General features: G+C 50.1%; 17 protein-coding genes. 6 read left to right on the plus strand and 11 right to left on the minus strand.

Going from position 1 to position 15,018, the window contains the following annotated elements:
• Positions 1-9: 9 nt before the first annotated feature.
• The 3 genes from ABEA14_RS08355 to ABEA14_RS08365 are packed head-to-tail and all read right to left on the minus strand — an operon-like array spanning position 10 to position 2,707.
• Complete coding sequence (locus ABEA14_RS08355) at positions 10-735, minus strand: glycosyltransferase family 2 protein (RefSeq protein ID WP_345339480.1); 726 nt, start codon at positions 733-735, stop codon at positions 10-12.
• Positions 732-2,333, minus strand: coding sequence for a capsular biosynthesis protein (locus ABEA14_RS08360; protein ID WP_345339481.1), 1,602 nt, complete (start codon positions 2,331-2,333; stop codon positions 732-734). The genes ABEA14_RS08355 and ABEA14_RS08360 overlap by 4 nt, the downstream gene beginning before the upstream one ends.
• Positions 2,324-2,707 carry an HAD hydrolase family protein gene (locus ABEA14_RS08365; RefSeq protein WP_345339483.1) on the minus strand — a complete coding sequence of 128 codons (384 nt, stop codon included), beginning with the start codon at positions 2,705-2,707 and terminating at the stop codon, positions 2,324-2,326. The genes ABEA14_RS08360 and ABEA14_RS08365 overlap by 10 nt, the downstream gene beginning before the upstream one ends.
• Before the next feature lie 167 nt (positions 2,708-2,874).
• Between ABEA14_RS08365 and ABEA14_RS08370 the strand changes: the two genes are divergently transcribed.
• Positions 2,875-3,978: a glycosyltransferase family 4 protein gene (locus ABEA14_RS08370; protein WP_345339484.1), complete on the plus strand. Its 1,104-nt coding sequence runs from the start codon at positions 2,875-2,877 to the stop codon at positions 3,976-3,978.
• A gap of 58 nt (positions 3,979-4,036) precedes the next feature.
• Here ABEA14_RS08370 and ABEA14_RS08375 read toward each other — a convergent pair whose 3' ends face one another.
• From ABEA14_RS08375 to rfaD, 3 genes are read right to left on the minus strand one after another with little or no spacing between them, the layout of a single operon-like run.
• Positions 4,037-4,837 (minus strand): glycosyltransferase family 2 protein, encoded by an 801-nt coding sequence (locus ABEA14_RS08375; RefSeq protein WP_345339485.1) that lies wholly within the window; start codon positions 4,835-4,837, stop codon positions 4,037-4,039.
• Positions 4,834-5,871: a lipopolysaccharide heptosyltransferase II gene (waaF, locus tag ABEA14_RS08380; RefSeq protein ID WP_345339486.1), complete on the minus strand. Its 1,038-nt coding sequence runs from the start codon at positions 5,869-5,871 to the stop codon at positions 4,834-4,836. The genes ABEA14_RS08375 and waaF overlap by 4 nt, the downstream gene beginning before the upstream one ends.
• Positions 5,872-5,907: 36 nt before the next feature.
• Positions 5,908-6,849, minus strand: coding sequence for an ADP-glyceromanno-heptose 6-epimerase (gene rfaD / locus ABEA14_RS08385; protein ID WP_345339487.1), 942 nt, complete (start codon positions 6,847-6,849; stop codon positions 5,908-5,910).
• Between the two features lie 151 nt (positions 6,850-7,000).
• On the opposite strand from rfaD, the gene ABEA14_RS08390 reads away from it, so the two are divergent.
• From ABEA14_RS08390 to ABEA14_RS08405, 4 genes are all read left to right on the plus strand, one after another.
• Entirely contained in the window at positions 7,001-7,669 is a 669-nt protein-coding gene (locus ABEA14_RS08390; RefSeq protein ID WP_345339488.1) for a TetR/AcrR family transcriptional regulator, read from the plus strand.
• Positions 7,666-8,514, plus strand: coding sequence for a hypothetical protein (locus ABEA14_RS08395; protein WP_345339489.1), 849 nt, complete (start codon positions 7,666-7,668; stop codon positions 8,512-8,514). The genes ABEA14_RS08390 and ABEA14_RS08395 overlap by 4 nt, the downstream gene beginning before the upstream one ends.
• A gap of 13 nt (positions 8,515-8,527) precedes the next feature.
• Positions 8,528-9,370: a sulfurtransferase gene (locus tag ABEA14_RS08400; protein WP_345339490.1), complete on the plus strand. Its 843-nt coding sequence runs from the start codon at positions 8,528-8,530 to the stop codon at positions 9,368-9,370.
• 112 nt (positions 9,371-9,482) lie between these two features.
• Positions 9,483-9,764 (plus strand): hypothetical protein, encoded by a 282-nt coding sequence (locus tag ABEA14_RS08405; RefSeq protein ID WP_345339492.1) that lies wholly within the window; start codon positions 9,483-9,485, stop codon positions 9,762-9,764.
• A 22-nt stretch (positions 9,765-9,786) separates the two neighbouring features.
• On the opposite strand, the gene ABEA14_RS08410 is transcribed toward ABEA14_RS08405, so the two are convergent.
• Positions 9,787-10,380: a hypothetical protein gene (locus ABEA14_RS08410; RefSeq protein ID WP_345339493.1), complete on the minus strand. Its 594-nt coding sequence runs from the start codon at positions 10,378-10,380 to the stop codon at positions 9,787-9,789.
• Between the two features lie 137 nt (positions 10,381-10,517).
• Between ABEA14_RS08410 and ABEA14_RS08415 the strand changes: the two genes are divergently transcribed.
• Positions 10,518-10,883: a gamma-glutamylcyclotransferase family protein gene (locus tag ABEA14_RS08415; RefSeq protein ID WP_345339494.1), complete on the plus strand. Its 366-nt coding sequence runs from the start codon at positions 10,518-10,520 to the stop codon at positions 10,881-10,883.
• Between the two features lie 16 nt (positions 10,884-10,899).
• Here the strand turns inward: ABEA14_RS08415 and cydB are convergent, their stop codons facing one another.
• The 4 genes from cydB to ABEA14_RS08435 form a co-directional block, all read right to left on the minus strand.
• On the minus strand, positions 10,900-11,898 hold the full coding sequence (cydB, locus tag ABEA14_RS08420; RefSeq protein WP_345339495.1) for a cytochrome d ubiquinol oxidase subunit II: 999 nt from the start codon (positions 11,896-11,898) through the stop codon (positions 10,900-10,902).
• Complete coding sequence (locus tag ABEA14_RS08425) at positions 11,895-13,280, minus strand: cytochrome ubiquinol oxidase subunit I (protein ID WP_345339497.1); 1,386 nt, start codon at positions 13,278-13,280, stop codon at positions 11,895-11,897. Before ABEA14_RS08425 ends, cydB begins: the two co-directional genes overlap by 4 nt.
• Positions 13,281-13,337: 57 nt before the next feature.
• A complete protein-coding gene (locus ABEA14_RS08430; RefSeq protein ID WP_345339498.1) occupies positions 13,338-13,898 on the minus strand; it encodes a GbsR/MarR family transcriptional regulator in 561 nt (186 codons plus the stop codon).
• A gap of 250 nt (positions 13,899-14,148) precedes the next feature.
• Complete coding sequence (locus ABEA14_RS08435) at positions 14,149-14,997, minus strand: MBL fold metallo-hydrolase (protein ID WP_345339499.1); 849 nt, start codon at positions 14,995-14,997, stop codon at positions 14,149-14,151.
• Between the last annotated feature and the right edge of the window lie 21 nt (positions 14,998-15,018).

Here is a 15,018-nt window from a genome sequence, read left to right on the forward strand (position 1 = left end):
TGTTATCGCTTACTCAGTTGCCAAAAACTCATCATATTCGCTGGGAACACCGCAAAAGATGACCTGCTCTCGCTCAATGAGGTGATAGTTTATCTGTTTGCCATTTTGGATCAGGAGGTTATAGAGCGGGGCGACATACAGTTCGCCATTTTTAAGCTCTTGCTCTGGCCTTTTGGCCTCGGCATCGAAAGCGTTAAGAAAGTCGCTTGCGTCAGAGAAGTAATAGAGGCCATCACTGCATAGGTCTGAAATCGGATTTTTCTCTGCCGTTTCAACTACCTTCAGGCTGCCAGGTGCTTCCGGGCGTGCATAGGACCAGTTATCGCCATCCCCTTTAAAGACTTCGAGGTAGCCATCCACTTGATCAACAAATGCCGGAAAACGGAAATTGGGCCGGAAAGTATCGATGTTAAAAATCGTGATAGGGCCACTTTTGATGCTGGCTTGGCGTAAGCCCAGTTCAACCGTTTCAGCTTGGCCTCGGGTTTCCCGATCTAATATGACTATCTGCCAGTCAGCAATGCCTAATGCTTTACAGCGAGTTTCGATAAAGGCGGGAGTGTCGTAGTCACTGCGGCAGATAAACAAAAACGGCTGACTTTCAAAATAGTGTTGAAAGCTTTCAACTGCATGGTCAAACAGCGGCTTTCCGTGCGCGGGTAACATGTATTTAGGCTGGGTGTAGCCCGCCTTGAAAAAGCGAGAACTGAGTCCTGCCATCGGTATTACGATCATGCTTTAGGCTCCGCAAACGGCAGGGCTTTCATGCGCTGGTACAAGCGCAATGCATTTGCCAGCAATGCCATTTGTCTTTGGTTGTCATCGTTGTGCAGTGGCAGCATAGAAAGAAACAGGTGAATCTGCATCGCTAACAGTTGCTTCTCTGTTCTATCTAAACCTTCTTCGCTGCGAGTGAGGAAAAGTGCTTCCACCTGATCATGGGTATCTGTTGTGGGCAGTGTGAATTCCAACTGATAATTGGTCTGTTTGAGTTGGTAGTAACCCGCAATAATAAAGTCGTATCGACCAACAACGGAATGTGCAAACTTTGCCAGATCGTAATCAGGGTTGCCGAAGATCGTTAGATTATCCTGAGTATCCAGACCTCGGGGATCGATCACTTTGATCGATTGGCTTCGAAAGTCATAAAGGATATTGCTGAAACACAGATCACCATGGACGACACAACCCACTTCAGGTTTAGGGATCTCGGCAAGGGCTTCGGCCGCTATCTGATGCAAACCAGGAACGGCTGAGCCGTTGAGCTGCCATGTTTGGTCGAGATCGATCTGGTTTTCGGTAGAGAACTGAGCGAGTCGCTCGCGGGTTTTTTCGCCGAATAACTTCTCTGCTGATATCTCTGTGTTAGCAGGTGCCGTGTGTTGACGACACTCTTTGAAAAAGTCTAAACAGGCCGCACCTATTCTGCGCCAGACAAAGGCCGGTAGATTACCGAACACCCACATCTCATTCAGGCTGGTTAGATAGAGGTATTCAATGGCGTAGCCGGGCTGATTGTCATCGTCCAATGCGCCAAGGAAGTTTGGCGTGAAACGTTTTAACGTCGTGGGCAAACTGGCAAACCAGTTGGCCTCGGCACGCATTTTCTGTTGTTTGTGACTGCGCTTTTGCACGACCCCATTCTGGATCGCCATTTGATTAAACACCCGCGTAGTCGATACATGGGTTTTAGAGCGGTAATAGGTATGCAGGTGGCCAAAATCAAACCACTCCTGGCATTCGATTGGCGTCAGCGGCTTGAGGGCCGCATAGCGATTAATGCCATCGATAAAGTTTCCGCGAGCCCGCGTGATCGACTGAATCAACAGACGTGCGTCTGAAAATGAGAAATAGCCATTAACCACAGATTCGGCTCTGCGGGTGACCAAGTCACTCTCCTGGAGTTGGCTTAGTGGCGGGGTCTGTTCATGGTTGTAAATCGCCCAAGCGTAGTTGTCATCAACCGGACTGAGCGTGATGGCATCCTGAGCTTGGGTTGGCAGGTCGTAGATCAGGGTGTCGCCATGGAGAATTCGGATCGGTCCATTGGCATGGCCTAACAGGTTCAGCGCGCAGATCACTGACTCACCCAAACTTAATCCTTCGGGTAAGAACAGCGGTTCGATGTTCAGCTCTTCCAGAATACGTCGATCGTACTCTGGCAAAGCAAACTCCTCGGGCAGGGACAGTACGATCCGCTCGTCGGCTGGCAGAACTTCTCTGTGGTATCGGTATAGGCGGCGATTACCTACCGGTAAAAATGCAGGAGGCAGGCGGCCAAACTCAGATGAGAACTCTTGCCCTATGTATGCCGCAGATGTGATCAGGAACATGCGTTTTTCTCTTGCTCGAGCAGGTCGCGGATCTCCTGGTCACTAAGTTTGGCAAATTCAGATGGCCGGATCGATTTATCATCGACATAAAAGCCATCAAAGCCACACCAGGGTTTACCGACTATCACTTCATCAAAGGGCACATCATGCTGCTTTAACCAGTCGAGAATGATAGGCAGTGTGTGAATATTAATTTTACCCACATTGCCCTCGTAAGTGCGCATATTGCGGGCGGTGTGGATCACTATCTCAAATCCCTGCGCTTTGTATTCTCTGAGCTTATTCACAACCGCCAAGTTTGGAGAGACATTTTTGTAATCACTGGTTTCTGCCGCAGTGATGGTGCCATCTAAATCAATAACGATGCGTTTCATCTCGCCTCTCAAGGTTTGAACGTGGTTTCGGATGATTGTGAATCAGTCACTTTGATGCTCTAGCGAAGTTTAAATCAAAAATGCCCGAGCAAAGGCTAATAAACCGTTATAATGCCACAACTTGCCTTACTCAAGGTATGACTAAACGCATTCATGGAGTCTGCTGCATGGCCCTCAAACTGTTAATTATTAGTTCCTATAAAGACACTTGGAACAGCGTAAGGCCCGAAGCAGAGATATTTATTGGCATGGCGAAACTGGGTGTCGATGTGACCCTGATGACCCAGGGCGATGCCGAATACGTGCCACGATTCAAAGAGCACGGCGTCAAGATTATCGATTACCACCCAGCGAAAAAGTTTCAGTGGAGCGCAATTAAGCGTATTCGCCAGGAACTGAAACAGGGGGGCTACGACGCCTGCTACATGTTTAATAACAAAGCGATCACCAACGCCCTGTTTGCTGCCATGGGACTGCCAGTAAAGATGGTGAGTTACCGTGGCCAGACTGGCAATATCTATCGCTACGACCCCACCTGTTATCTGACCCATCTGCATCCAAGGCTCGATGGCATCATCTGTGTGGCAAATGCAGTACGGGATGATTTGCGCAACCGCGCTTACCTGCCAGATGACAATGTGGTGACGGTATACAAAGGTCATGACCTGGATTGGTACAAGGATACGCCAACGGATCTGACTCAGTTTGGCGTACCAGCGGGCGCCTTTGTGGTCGGTTGTGTCGCCAATGCGCGTCCCCGGAAAGGGGTTCCCGTACTATTGCAAGCAACAGCGTTACTGCCTGAAAACGACGATATTCATATCCTGCTGGTGGGCGGCGGGATGGATAGCGACGAGATTAAACGCCAGATCGTCGCCAGTCCTATGGCTGATAGAATACATGTTGCCGGTTTCAGAAAGGATGCGCCTGCGATTATTGCTGCCTGTAACGCATCGGTATTGCCTTCGATTAAGCGCGAAGGCCTGCCCAAAACTGTCATTGAAGCCATGGTCTATGAAGTGGCACCGATCGTGGCAGATACTGGTGGCAGTGCCGAGCTGGTGGTTGATGGTGATAGCGGCTTGGTGGTGCAACCGGGTGATGCGCAAGGCTTAGCCGATGCCATGGCGCGTTTGTGGCAGGATCCGGCGTTCTGCAGGCAGATGGGGATCAGAGCTAAACAGCGTATTGAAGAGCACTTTCATACCGATCTGTCTGCCGCAGATACTAAAGCCTTCTTTGAGCGATTAGTTGGAAAAGATAAAGGGTAAAGCTCCTAAGATGTTCAAAATAACCGGCCGCAGCGCGCCCGGTTAGATCTTTTGATGCTTAGCTATCTGGCTTCTGGCTGACCGAAGCCCGGTGTTTGGATTGCTGGGTCAGCACCCAGAGTGCCAGGTACTTGTTGAAGACGTAATGGGTTGATTGGCACGCCAGCAGAAAGCCGTGTTTGCCATCCAGAAATCCCAGCTGGAAGAAATACTTCTTCACAAAACAGGCCAGGCTGTGGCCGACAATGCCAAACACGCCAGTGCGTTTGCCTTTGGCAAACTTAGCCTGACCCCAGTCGTTTGCGTAGCGCAGTGATTTGGCCATGTAGCCGTGGAATTCGTCCGCGGTGTAGTGCAGCAAGTCACCGCTGAGTGGCTTCACCTTAGACTTTTCGACATTCACTTTTTCATGCACCAGCGCGTCATCGTACTGATATCTGTCTTTGGCGTAGAGTCTGACCACACGATCTGGATACCAACCGCTGTGGCGAATAAAGCGGCCAAAAAAATCAGTCAGACGAGGCACGCTGTAAGCAAAGTCCGGTTCTGGTTGCGCCAATACCGCTTCGATAGAGCGACGCAACTCTGGCGTTACTACTTCATCACTGTCGAGCCAAAACACCCAATCTGAGCTGACCTCTGATTGCGCTCGCTGCCGCTGCGGACCGAAACCGGGCCAGCCTTCACTTTGTACTATTTTGGCGCCAGCAGCTTTCGCTATTTCAAGGGTGCCGTCAGTACTGCCGCTGTCTACGATGACTACCTCGTCTGCCCAGCCCACACTGGCCAGACAGGCCTTAAAACGTGGACCGGCATTTTTGGTAATCAGTGCGACGGTGAGTGAGGCGCGGGCGCTCATGCATCAGCTCCGGCAGGATTAGTTACTGCATCAAAAACGCGTTCGACGCTGATCTGCTTGAGACAGTTGTAATGGCCCAGTGGGCAGGTTTTCTCAAAACAGGGAGAGCACTCCAGCCCAAGGCATATGATTTCATTGTTTTCACTGAGCGGCGGCGTGAAGTCTGGGCTGGATGAGCCGTAAATCGCGACGGTATAAACGCCGGTAGCGGCGGCAACATGCATCAAGCCAGAGTCATGGGTGACGACTGCATCGGCCATGCTGAACAGGTCGATGGTGTCTGCCAGTTTGGTTTTACCGCAGAAGTTGTAAAGATGCGGCATCCCCTCTGGCGCGATCTGCTCGGCGGCGTCATTTTCCTTCGGGGAGCCTATCACCCACACCTGATAGCCCTTTTCTACCAGTTTCAACGCAAGCTCGGCGTGATAGTCGACCGGCCACTGCTTGGCCGGGCCGTACTCAGCGCCGGGGCAGATGCAGACAATGGGGCGGTCGGAGGACAATTCGAATCGGTTCATCAAATCGAATCGGTTTGCCGTATCGATTTCTAACGCTGGTGGCTCAATCTCATATGATTCTTCGGCAGCTTCTTGGGCGCTCACGCCCATGGAAAGAAACCGCTTAACCGTCATATCGTTGATCTTGCCATCAACCACGGTGGGTTTACGTTTGCGTACGTCGGTCAGCATCCAGTTGCGCAGTTCACCACCAAAACCGACTCGCTCAGGAATATCGGCAAAGTAGGGCACAAGTGCCGACTTGAACGAGCGCGGCAGTACAATGCCTTTATCATACTTACGGTCGCGTAATGACTTACCGAGAGCACGGCGGCCACCAAAAGCAAACTCACCATGGCCAAACGGCAGGTCGATGGTATCGTTCACCTCTGGCATACGCGCCAGAATTGGCAATGAGAAGGTGGGAGCGACGACATCAATCACCGCTTCCGCATCGCTGTTTTTGAGATGCTTAAACAGGCTTTGTGCCATCACCATATCGCCTACCCAGGCAGGCCCAACTACGAGATATTTCATTAACGCGACTTCTTGCTCATTGGTATTATTTCAAGACTACTTGTTCAGCCAAGCCAGGTACTCAGCGACGCCAGCGGCCACATCTTTGAACGGCTTGTCGTAGCCTGCATCACGCAATAGTCCCATATCCGCTTCGGTAAAACTTTGATAGCGGCCCTTGAGATGATCTGGGAACGGAATATATTCCACTTCACCTTTGCCATGATAGTTGATCACCGCTTCGGCAACTGCCTGGAAGGGTTCCGCCGCGCCTGTGCCCAGGTTGTAGATCCCAGATGGCGCCTTGCTCTGCCAGCACCAGAGGTTAACGTCACACACATCGCCAACATAGACAAAATCGCGGGTCTGGCCACCGTTGCTGTAGCCGTCACAGCCTTCAAACAGTTTTGGATTTTCGCCGGCTTTAACCTGATTATTCAGGTGGAAAGCGACACTCGCCATGCTGCCTTTATGCTGTTCACGCGGCCCATACACATTGAAATAGCGGAAGCCGATCACCTGACTGTCGATTTCTGGCAGTAGACGACGCACATACTGGTCAAATAGGAACTTGGAGTAGCCATAAACGTTAAGGGGCTTTTCGTTGGCTCGGTCCTCTTTGAATACTGGGCCCATGCCGTAAACGGAGGCTGAAGAGGCGTATAGGAAAGGGATTTGACGATCCAGGCAGTAATGCAAAAGATCTTTCGAGTACTGGTAGTTCACATCCATCATGAACTTGCCATCCCACTCTGTGGTTGCTGAGCAGGCGCCTTCATGGAACACAGCTTCAACATCGCCGAAGGATTCACCCGCGACTATCATGCCGAGGAATTCGTCTTTATCCATGTAATCGGCGATCTCACAATCCACCAGATTCACAAACTTGGTGCCATCTTTAAGATCATCTACGACCAAAATGTCGTCGCAACCTGCCTGGTTAAGGCTTTTTACCAGATTACTACCGATGAAACCGGCTCCACCTGTGACAATAATCATGTGCTGTTCCGCCAAACTGTTAACTAAATCAGGATTATGACTATCTATTTTGCCTCAAGTGCCCCTCAAGAGGAAAATAAGTCTTGCCGTCGCAGTTTAGTTGAACGGACAGATTTCAGGGATGTAAGCACACCATCGGCGACCCCAAATAATGAAAACTAAAGATCGCATCATTCAGGCCAGTCTTGAATTGTTCAATAAGCATGGCGAGCGCGCCATGACGACAAACCATATTGCCGCACATCTGGGTATTAGCCCCGGTAACCTCTATTACCATTTTCGTAATAAAGAGGACATTATTCGCCGCATCTTTAAAGAGTATGTGCATCACATCGACCGCAGTTTCCAGCCGCGGGATGATGGCAGCGTCTCTTTGGAAGTGATGATGGCGTATCTCGATGAGATATTTGAGAGCATGTGGCGCTTCCGATTTTTCTACAGCAATCTGCCGGAGTTGCTTAGCCGCGATCCGGAGCTTCAAGCCCAATACCTACCGCTGCAGGAAAAACTGGCAAAGCGCGTTATAGCGATCTTGTCGATGTTGCAAAAAGCAGGTGCGTTGAACGTTAAAGAGGATGACTTGGCGGATTTGGCCCATACGGTAAAGATTGTGGTGACATTCTGGATCAGCTACCAGACGACACAGGCACCGGATGTACAGATCACCCGCGCCACCATTTATGCCGGGGTTTTGAAAGTTCTGTTTATTCTTAAGCCTTATTTCGCATCTGAGTATCTGCCCGCAATGGAGCGACTACAGCGCCATTACCGCAAGCTTGCTGAGCCGCGTGTTGAGCCAGCTAAAGTGAGTTTTCCATGACGCCAAAACTACTGCCTTTATTGTTAGTGGGGGTATCTCTGCTAAGCGGCTGTCTTCCTACGCCTGAAGGGTATGAAGACCCTTATTCGCTATCTCAGGGTATTAAAGAGTCTGGGATGACAGATACCCGGATGAATGAAGAATTTTCACTGGCTAAATGGCGTCCTAAGAAAATCCTCGTTTTGCCCGTCAACTCTTCGGTTATGTCTAATAGCTTGGGTGGTTTGTCATTACACTCAGACCAATCAGCTGCTATGAACTTTCGAGAGCTAAAATTGCTCACCGAGCAAGCGCTTGTTAAGAGAGGGTATGTTATCGCAGAGGATATGGGTAACAATCCGGTTAGCCTTTTTGATATTGGTTGTCCGCTGGGCGAAGACTATGCAAGCATTCGCACCAAGCTATTTATGCCAAATAAGATTGACATCGAAGAGGCTGACAGTTTTGAAGCTGCGTTAAATCGCTTCAGCCCAGAGTGTATTTCGCGATCAGATGTGGATGCCATTTTTATCGTCAAATATGCCAAATGGTATGTTGATGACGAAGCTAAAAACGCCGATTTCGCTGTTAATTTAGCAACTGCTTTAATCGCTGGAGCCATCGGTGCCAACACTACCTCTACAGTTAATCATCGCGAAGGTGAGTACTTTGAAAGTGCAATGTTTAGCATGGATGGAAATCTGCTTTGGAGCCGGGTGACTTTTAATGAATTTCACTTCGATGGTGGCGTTATTGATTGGAGTTTAGAGCAGCTACCTAATTTCAATGAGACTGCACCCGAAATGAGAACGCGGATAATAAAGCAGATGATGGGCTGCGATCGCCCCGGGACTGTCTGCTATTGAGGACTCAGACGCTATGCTCCCAGTTATTTCTGTAGAAGCCCTGGCGGCGTTAATTGGTCAACCAGAACTGGTGATTTTTGATGCCACCATGCTGATGCCGACGCCCCAAGGAAAGGTTGCTTATCAACCATCCGAGATGATTCCTGGCGCCAAATACTTCAATTTTGATACCGAGATTTGTGATAAATCGGCATCACTTCCTCACATGATGCCCCCTGCAGATCAGTTTCAGGCACAGGTGCGTGAGCTGGGCGTAAATCAGGATAGTCATATTGTTGTGTATGACACATTGGGGCTGTTTTCTGCAGCTAGAGCTTGGTGGATGTTCCGCGCCATGGGCCATAAAAAGGTACAGGTATTAGACGGTGGATTACCAGCGTGGAAAGCCGCAGGCTCACCCACCACCGATGACATGGTCACAACACTGGATTCAGGTAACTTTGTTGCCAAGCCTCAAGTCGGAATATTCTGTGATGCTGCGGTAGTCCTCGAAGCGCTTAACCAAGAAGAAGTATGTGTGTTGGACGCCAGAGGGCGAGAGCGCTTTTTAGGTCAGGCCGCTGAACCTCGTCCTGGTATGCGCTCGGGTCATATGCCGGGCGCCAAAAACCTTCCTTTTGCCTCTCTGCTAAATGCAGACGGCACATTAAAACCTATCGAGCAATTAAGGCCGCTGTTTGAGCCTCAGGCTGGTGATGCTGAGAAATTTATCTTTAGCTGTGGCTCTGGTGTCACCGCCTGTATTCTTGCTTTGGTCGCTGAACTGCTCGGACATCACAGCCTGACGGTTTATGATGGCTCATGGAGCGAGTGGGGCAGTCGGCAAGATTTACCTGTCACGCAGGATGAACCTTGATATTGACTCAGTCTGCTCTGACCTGCGAATTCTCAGCCTTATTTTCAGTTCAACTATGCTATAAACAGCGCCGCATTTTCTTTATCAACAAAAGTGCTGTAGGAGCCTGAGCTTGCTGGTTGAACGCATCAAACACATCACCAATCCCAATTTTGAAAAAGCTGACGGTACGCCTCTGATTATTAAGCGGCGTGAAGGCGTGATTATCGCGGTAAGAACTGAGCAGCCTGAACGGTTATATCGGGTGTCGGCCGCTGTCGGGCGTGATGATGAGGGCAAGCCGCTAGGCTTTGTGAAAGTGACGCTGGACCATGTCGAGGACGCCCGAGAAGGCGCCCTGTTTGCCTGGCAAACGGCCTGCAAGCAGGCCAAACGAAAAACAGGCCAATCTTAACGCGCGTTGATGTAAGGCGTATTCACGCGCGCTTGTCGTTTTTTCTGCGGCATGTCAGCAGGCTTAAGCCCAATAGGCATAGGGTGACAGCTGCTGGCGCAGGTACGTCGATATCTGCGCGGGTGTTAGTAAACGAAAAGCTCAGATCATTAAAGTCGAATGGGCCGTTAAACAGGTCTTCAAAGCTCACTAAAGTCTCACCCGGCTGCCACTCAGACTGGACCCGTGCATGGGCTTGGCCGTCTGGATTGCGTGTGCTGTCGCCGGTGAAAAACTGATAGCTGGTGTCATTGACGTTTAATCTGAAGATCAGCTCGTCACCCGCGTCAAATGAGCCCAGATCCAGCGTATCGCCAATATTCGACGCGTGATTGTTAAAGATAAATAGGTCGTTGCTGGTATCGCCATCGTCACCCGGGTTGCCAAACGCATCTAGCATCAGATACAGGTCGTTGCTGTAATCTGCTGAATTTCCAAGATAAGTCGCAACCACAGAACCCGTCTGCTTCACCACCACGCCCAGTCCTTCAGTGCCGGGATCTGCAATGGGAAAAGCAAAAGCGAGTTTGCAGGTCAGCATAAGTGGGAGTGCGGTAAGCGAGATCAGTGATTTCATTTTAATATCCATAACTACAACATCAGTAAGCGGATAAAAACCATAAAGAAAAAATGGTTAAATTTCGAGCTGAAGTGTTTAAAATTTGAACCAAGCTCAAATTAAAGTTATTCCTAAACAAAGAGTTAGGCACATCCATGGAACAGCGCCAAACAGAGCATCTGTTTGTATATGGCACACTGATGCCGGGCGAAAGCAATCACCATTACCTGCAATCGGTTCCGGGTAAATGGCAACCGGCGGCTGTTATTGGTTGTTTTGCAAAGAGTGGTAGTGGCATCAACCGTGGATATCCGGTGCTACGTTTATCGGGTGCTAATTTATCGGGTATACATGTTGAGCGGGTGGAGGGCTGGTTACTTAGTTCAAAACAACTCAGGTTTTTGTGGCCCAGATTGGATAGGTTTGAAGGGCCTGGCTATCGACGCGTGCGATGTTTGGCAATAGTAAGAGCGGGCACCGAAGTGCCCGCTTGGATATATGAATCTTTATTCGGGCCCTAGCCCAGAACAACTGCTGTTAATAGTACTTCAGGTCCTGCACCTTGCCCCAGAATACGCGGTAGGAGAAAAAGGTGTAGAGCAGGATCACTGGCACCACCACAATCGCCCCCCACAGAATAAACTGCAGGCTTTCCGGCGCACTGGCTGACTCCCAGATGGTCAGCTTACCCGGCACGATATATGGGAAGAAGCTGTACCCCAGACCGCTGAAGCAGAACATAAAGATAAACATAGCGCCGATAAACGGCAGCCAGCAGCCTTTGTCCTCATCCAGTGGGAAACGCTTAAGCACCTGGTCAACCACCGCAAACAGGGCAAAACAAACCACAGGGATCGCCCAAACAAACAGCGCATTCGGGAAGCTCAACCAACGATTGAGAATATCTGGGTTAACCAATGGATTCATCGCACATACCGCCAGTACCCCAGAAAAACAGATCCAGCCAGCACGGCGTGCCCATCTTGCAGCACGCAATTGCAGCTCGTCAGAGGTTTTCATCACCAACCAGGCGGCGCCGATGTAGCAGTATGCTGCGGCGACACCAAAGGCCGCCAAGGCGCTAAACATATAAGCGGTTAGGCTATGCTCGAAGCCCATCACGTACATACCCAGCATATAACCCTGGGCAAGAGCGGTTATCAATGAACCTGCCTTAAAGGTCTTATCCCATGTTGGTTTGTTGGAAACCGCCACTTTGGCGCGAAAGTCGAAAGCGACACCACGCATAATCAGGCCGATTAACATGATAGCCGCTGGGATATATAGCTCTTTCAGGACCACGGAGTGAGCTTCAGGGAAGGCGATTAGCAGCAGACCAATGGCCAGTACCAGCCAGGTTTCATTGGCATCCCAGAACGGACCAATGGATGCGATCATACTGTCTGCCTGGGCTTCATTTTCCAGCGGCAGCATGATACCAACCCCCAGATCATAACCATCCAGAATGGCGTAGATAAGCACTGCCAGCCCCATCAGGCCGACAAAAATAGCGGGTAACCAATCTGCTGGGATCATGCTTTGCCTCCTTCAACTGCAGGCGTAGTTGATTTGTTATCCAGTTGGTGGAAGTTGGGATTCTCTTCCGGGCTGATCTCTTCAATCTCAATCGCCCTGCGTGCCATCAGGAACAAGGTACGTATGTATGCCACTAACAACACTGCGTAGGTGACCATGTACAGGGTGAAACTGAACCAGACTTTACCGGGTGGCACATCTGTGACGGCGTCTTGAATTGTGAGAACGCCCGTTACGATCCAAGGCTGACGACCAATTTCGGTGACGTACCAGCCAGCCAGAGTGGCGACCCAGCCAGCAAAGGTCATCACAACCAAACCTTTGAGTAACCAGGGGGAAAGCTCACCTTTGCGTTTAAGTTGCCATACGCCAATCCAGGCGGCGGCAATCATCAGGATGCCTATACCTACCATGACCCGGAATGAGTAGAAGACGGGGGCCACTGGCGGGTGGTCATCTCCAAATTCACTGATCCCTTTGATTTCACCATCCAGATCGTGGGTCAGGATCAGGCTGGCCATTTTCGGAATACCGATCTCAAAATGGTTGGTCTGATTCTCCTGATCTGGAATGGCAAACAGCAGCAGTGGTGCACCTTTCTCTGTATGCCAAACCCCTTCCATCGCAGCGATTTTTTGCGGCTGATGTTCAAGGGTGTTCAGACCATGGAAGTCTCCAACCACCGCTTGGGCAGGGGCCAAAATCGCGGCAAATATCAGGCTGGTTTTAAGAGTCAGTCTTGGCCCGCGCTTGTCATCGCCTTTGAGGATGCGATAGGCAGAGATCCCTGCCATCAGGAAACACGCGGTAAGGCCGGACGAAATCAGTACGTGGGTTAATCGATAAGGAAACGATGGATTAAAGATGATTGCCCACCAATCGACGGCGTGAGCGACGCCTTCACGCATCTCAAAGCCCACAGGTGTTTGCATCCAGGAATTCAGCGCAATAATCCAGAATGCTGACATGGTTGTGCCCAGTGCAACCAGAGCCGTAGCCAGGGTATGCAACCACGGTGGGACTCGGTTGATACCAAACAGCATAATGCCGAGGAAGGTTGCTTCAAGGAAGAAAGCTGTCAGCACCTCGTAACCCAGTAGCGGTCCGGCAATGTTACCAACTTTCTCCATAAAGCCAGGCCAGTTAGTACCGAACTGGAAACTCATGGTGATGCCGCTGACGACGCCGAGGGCAAAGGAAAGTGCGAAGATTTTCACCCAAAAACGGTAGGCACGCATCCACACCGGATCTTTGGAGAAATCGAAGCGGATTTTGAAATACATTAGCAACCAGCACAGTGCGATCGTGATGCTGGGAAAGAGGATATGAAAGCTAATATTGGCCGCGAACTGTATTCGGGAAAGCAGCAGCGTATCTAACATAGCGTTACCTTAGAAATTCTGGGGTGTTAAAACCCCAAGGTCACCAAATGAAATGTGTCAGCCTTTATCAGCGCTGCCACGTTTGAACTTTTCTGAAATATCGAGCACTTTGCTCACCCCTGCGCCCAAACGCATCAGCGTATTTAGCTTCTCTGGGCTCAGGCGTTGCAGCTCGGCGCTCCACTGGGTAATGGTTTCCAGCAAGTCGTGAATTTCCGTGACACGCTCGCGGGCATAACGCTCTGGTGGCGCTTCATTAGTGTCATCCATGATGTTGTTGCGAAGCAGCGATAACGTAGGATCTATCTCACGCTTGCGTCGCTCTTCGAATACCGTGTTGGCCATATCCCAAATAGAGCCTGCCGCAGCGTAATACTCCTTTCTGTCCCCAGGCAAATGGCGAAGTTGGATCAGCCGCCACGACTGCAATTCTTTAAGGCCCATGCTGACGTTGCCCCGTGAAACATTGAGCGCTTCACGGATCTGATCAGCGTTGAGCGCGTCTTCGCTCAACACGATCAGAGCCAGCATCTGGCCTACGGTGCGATTGAATCCCCAGCGGCTCCCCATCTCCCCAAAGTGGAGAACCAAAGACTCAATCATGGGTGTCATTTTCATAGTTTTTATAGTTTCAGAAATTTCTGAAAATTATAAACAGAAATTGACATGGATCAATATGCAGAATAGGGCTAGTTGTAGGAAGAAGTTACTAACGGAAGGGATATTGGGGGTAAGTTGGCGCTAAAATCTTCTAACCTACAGCTATATTGCGAGAATTATTTTTTCTGAAGGTAAGGCTAACAGATACCAAGGACGCTGACCTACTGAGTGTGAGAGGCAGTAGATAGCGCCATTGTCACTTAGTTAGCTACTCTAGCCCCTGATACAGGGTATCTATCCAGCGGTGCTCATCAATAAATCGCCACGACCAGGACTTCCACTCCGTGGGTACGCCTTCTGCTTTTAGCGTCTCGGCGGATTTACCAGCGGCTTTTGATTTCTTCACCCAATCGATTTGTGTTTCTAACATTCGTATCTTGGTGGCCAGATCGGCTTTGGTAGCCAATGGTCCATGGCCTGGGATGATTTTGGTATTGTCATCAGTTTGCTGATAGATGGCTTTGACATTGTTCAGATAGCCCATCACAGAACCACCGCGTTTTAGGTCGATAAACGGGAATCTGCCGCTAAAAAACAGGTCGCCCATGTGCAGGACGTTGGCGTTTTTAAACCAGATAACACTGTCACCATCCGTATGGCCGCTGGGATAATGAACGACCCTGATGGTCTCGCCATTGAAGTGAAACGTAACCCCATCATCGTAAGTCACCACGGGCATGGCGGATCTGGGTAACTCGTTGTTCTCAGACAGGCGCTCTAATACAGCGTGATGAGCAAAAATGGTGGCCTGCTGGCCAAAGTGCGCATTGCCGCCTGTGTGGTCGCCATGAACGTGGGTATTGACCACAAACTTAAGTGGGTTGGGTGAAAGCTCTTTCAGTGCCGCCGCAATCTTATCCGCCAGGGGAGCATATTGGTCATCCACCATTAGCATGCCATCTTCTCCGGCAGATACCCCAATGTTTCCGCCACTTCCGGTCAGCATATAGATCCCGTTACCCAGTGAAGTCGTTGTTATCTTCACCTTGGCGAAGCGGTCATCTGCCTGGGCTGCAAACACAATAAGCAGCAGAGAGATAAAAGCTAGAATCTTCATTTGATACCCATACGTCTGTGG

Source organism: Corallincola platygyrae, assembly GCF_039544265.1.
GTDB lineage: Bacteria > Pseudomonadota > Gammaproteobacteria > Enterobacterales > Neiellaceae > Corallincola > Corallincola platygyrae.

What these genes read in the sequence shown, in the direction of transcription:
- ABEA14_RS08430 (WP_345339498.1), bottom strand. Translation starts at nt 13,898, where the DNA reads ATGAAAATGACACCCATGATTGAGTCTTTGGTTCTCCACTTTGGGGAG.
- ABEA14_RS08415 (WP_345339494.1), top strand. Translation starts at nt 10,518, where the DNA reads ATGGAACAGCGCCAAACAGAGCATCTGTTTGTATATGGCACACTGATG.
- ABEA14_RS08360 (WP_345339481.1), bottom strand. Translation starts at nt 2,333, where the DNA reads ATGTTCCTGATCACATCTGCGGCATACATAGGGCAAGAGTTCTCATCT.
- ABEA14_RS08410 (WP_345339493.1), bottom strand. Translation starts at nt 10,380, where the DNA reads ATGAAATCACTGATCTCGCTTACCGCACTCCCACTTATGCTGACCTGC.
- waaF (WP_345339486.1), bottom strand. Translation starts at nt 5,871, where the DNA reads ATGAAATATCTCGTAGTTGGGCCTGCCTGGGTAGGCGATATGGTGATG.
- rfaD (WP_345339487.1), bottom strand. Translation starts at nt 6,849, where the DNA reads ATGATTATTGTCACAGGTGGAGCCGGTTTCATCGGTAGTAATCTGGTA.
- ABEA14_RS08370 (WP_345339484.1), top strand. Translation starts at nt 2,875, where the DNA reads ATGGCCCTCAAACTGTTAATTATTAGTTCCTATAAAGACACTTGGAAC.
- ABEA14_RS08365 (WP_345339483.1), bottom strand. Translation starts at nt 2,707, where the DNA reads ATGAAACGCATCGTTATTGATTTAGATGGCACCATCACTGCGGCAGAA.
- ABEA14_RS08355 (WP_345339480.1), bottom strand. Translation starts at nt 735, where the DNA reads ATGATCGTAATACCGATGGCAGGACTCAGTTCTCGCTTTTTCAAGGCG.
- ABEA14_RS08375 (WP_345339485.1), bottom strand. Translation starts at nt 4,837, where the DNA reads ATGAGCGCCCGCGCCTCACTCACCGTCGCACTGATTACCAAAAATGCC.
- cydB (WP_345339495.1), bottom strand. Translation starts at nt 11,898, where the DNA reads ATGATCCCAGCAGATTGGTTACCCGCTATTTTTGTCGGCCTGATGGGG.
- ABEA14_RS08390 (WP_345339488.1), top strand. Translation starts at nt 7,001, where the DNA reads ATGAAAACTAAAGATCGCATCATTCAGGCCAGTCTTGAATTGTTCAAT.
- ABEA14_RS08400 (WP_345339490.1), top strand. Translation starts at nt 8,528, where the DNA reads ATGCTCCCAGTTATTTCTGTAGAAGCCCTGGCGGCGTTAATTGGTCAA.
- ABEA14_RS08435 (WP_345339499.1), bottom strand. Translation starts at nt 14,997, where the DNA reads ATGAAGATTCTAGCTTTTATCTCTCTGCTGCTTATTGTGTTTGCAGCC.
- ABEA14_RS08425 (WP_345339497.1), bottom strand. Translation starts at nt 13,280, where the DNA reads ATGTTAGATACGCTGCTGCTTTCCCGAATACAGTTCGCGGCCAATATT.
- ABEA14_RS08395 (WP_345339489.1), top strand. Translation starts at nt 7,666, where the DNA reads ATGACGCCAAAACTACTGCCTTTATTGTTAGTGGGGGTATCTCTGCTA.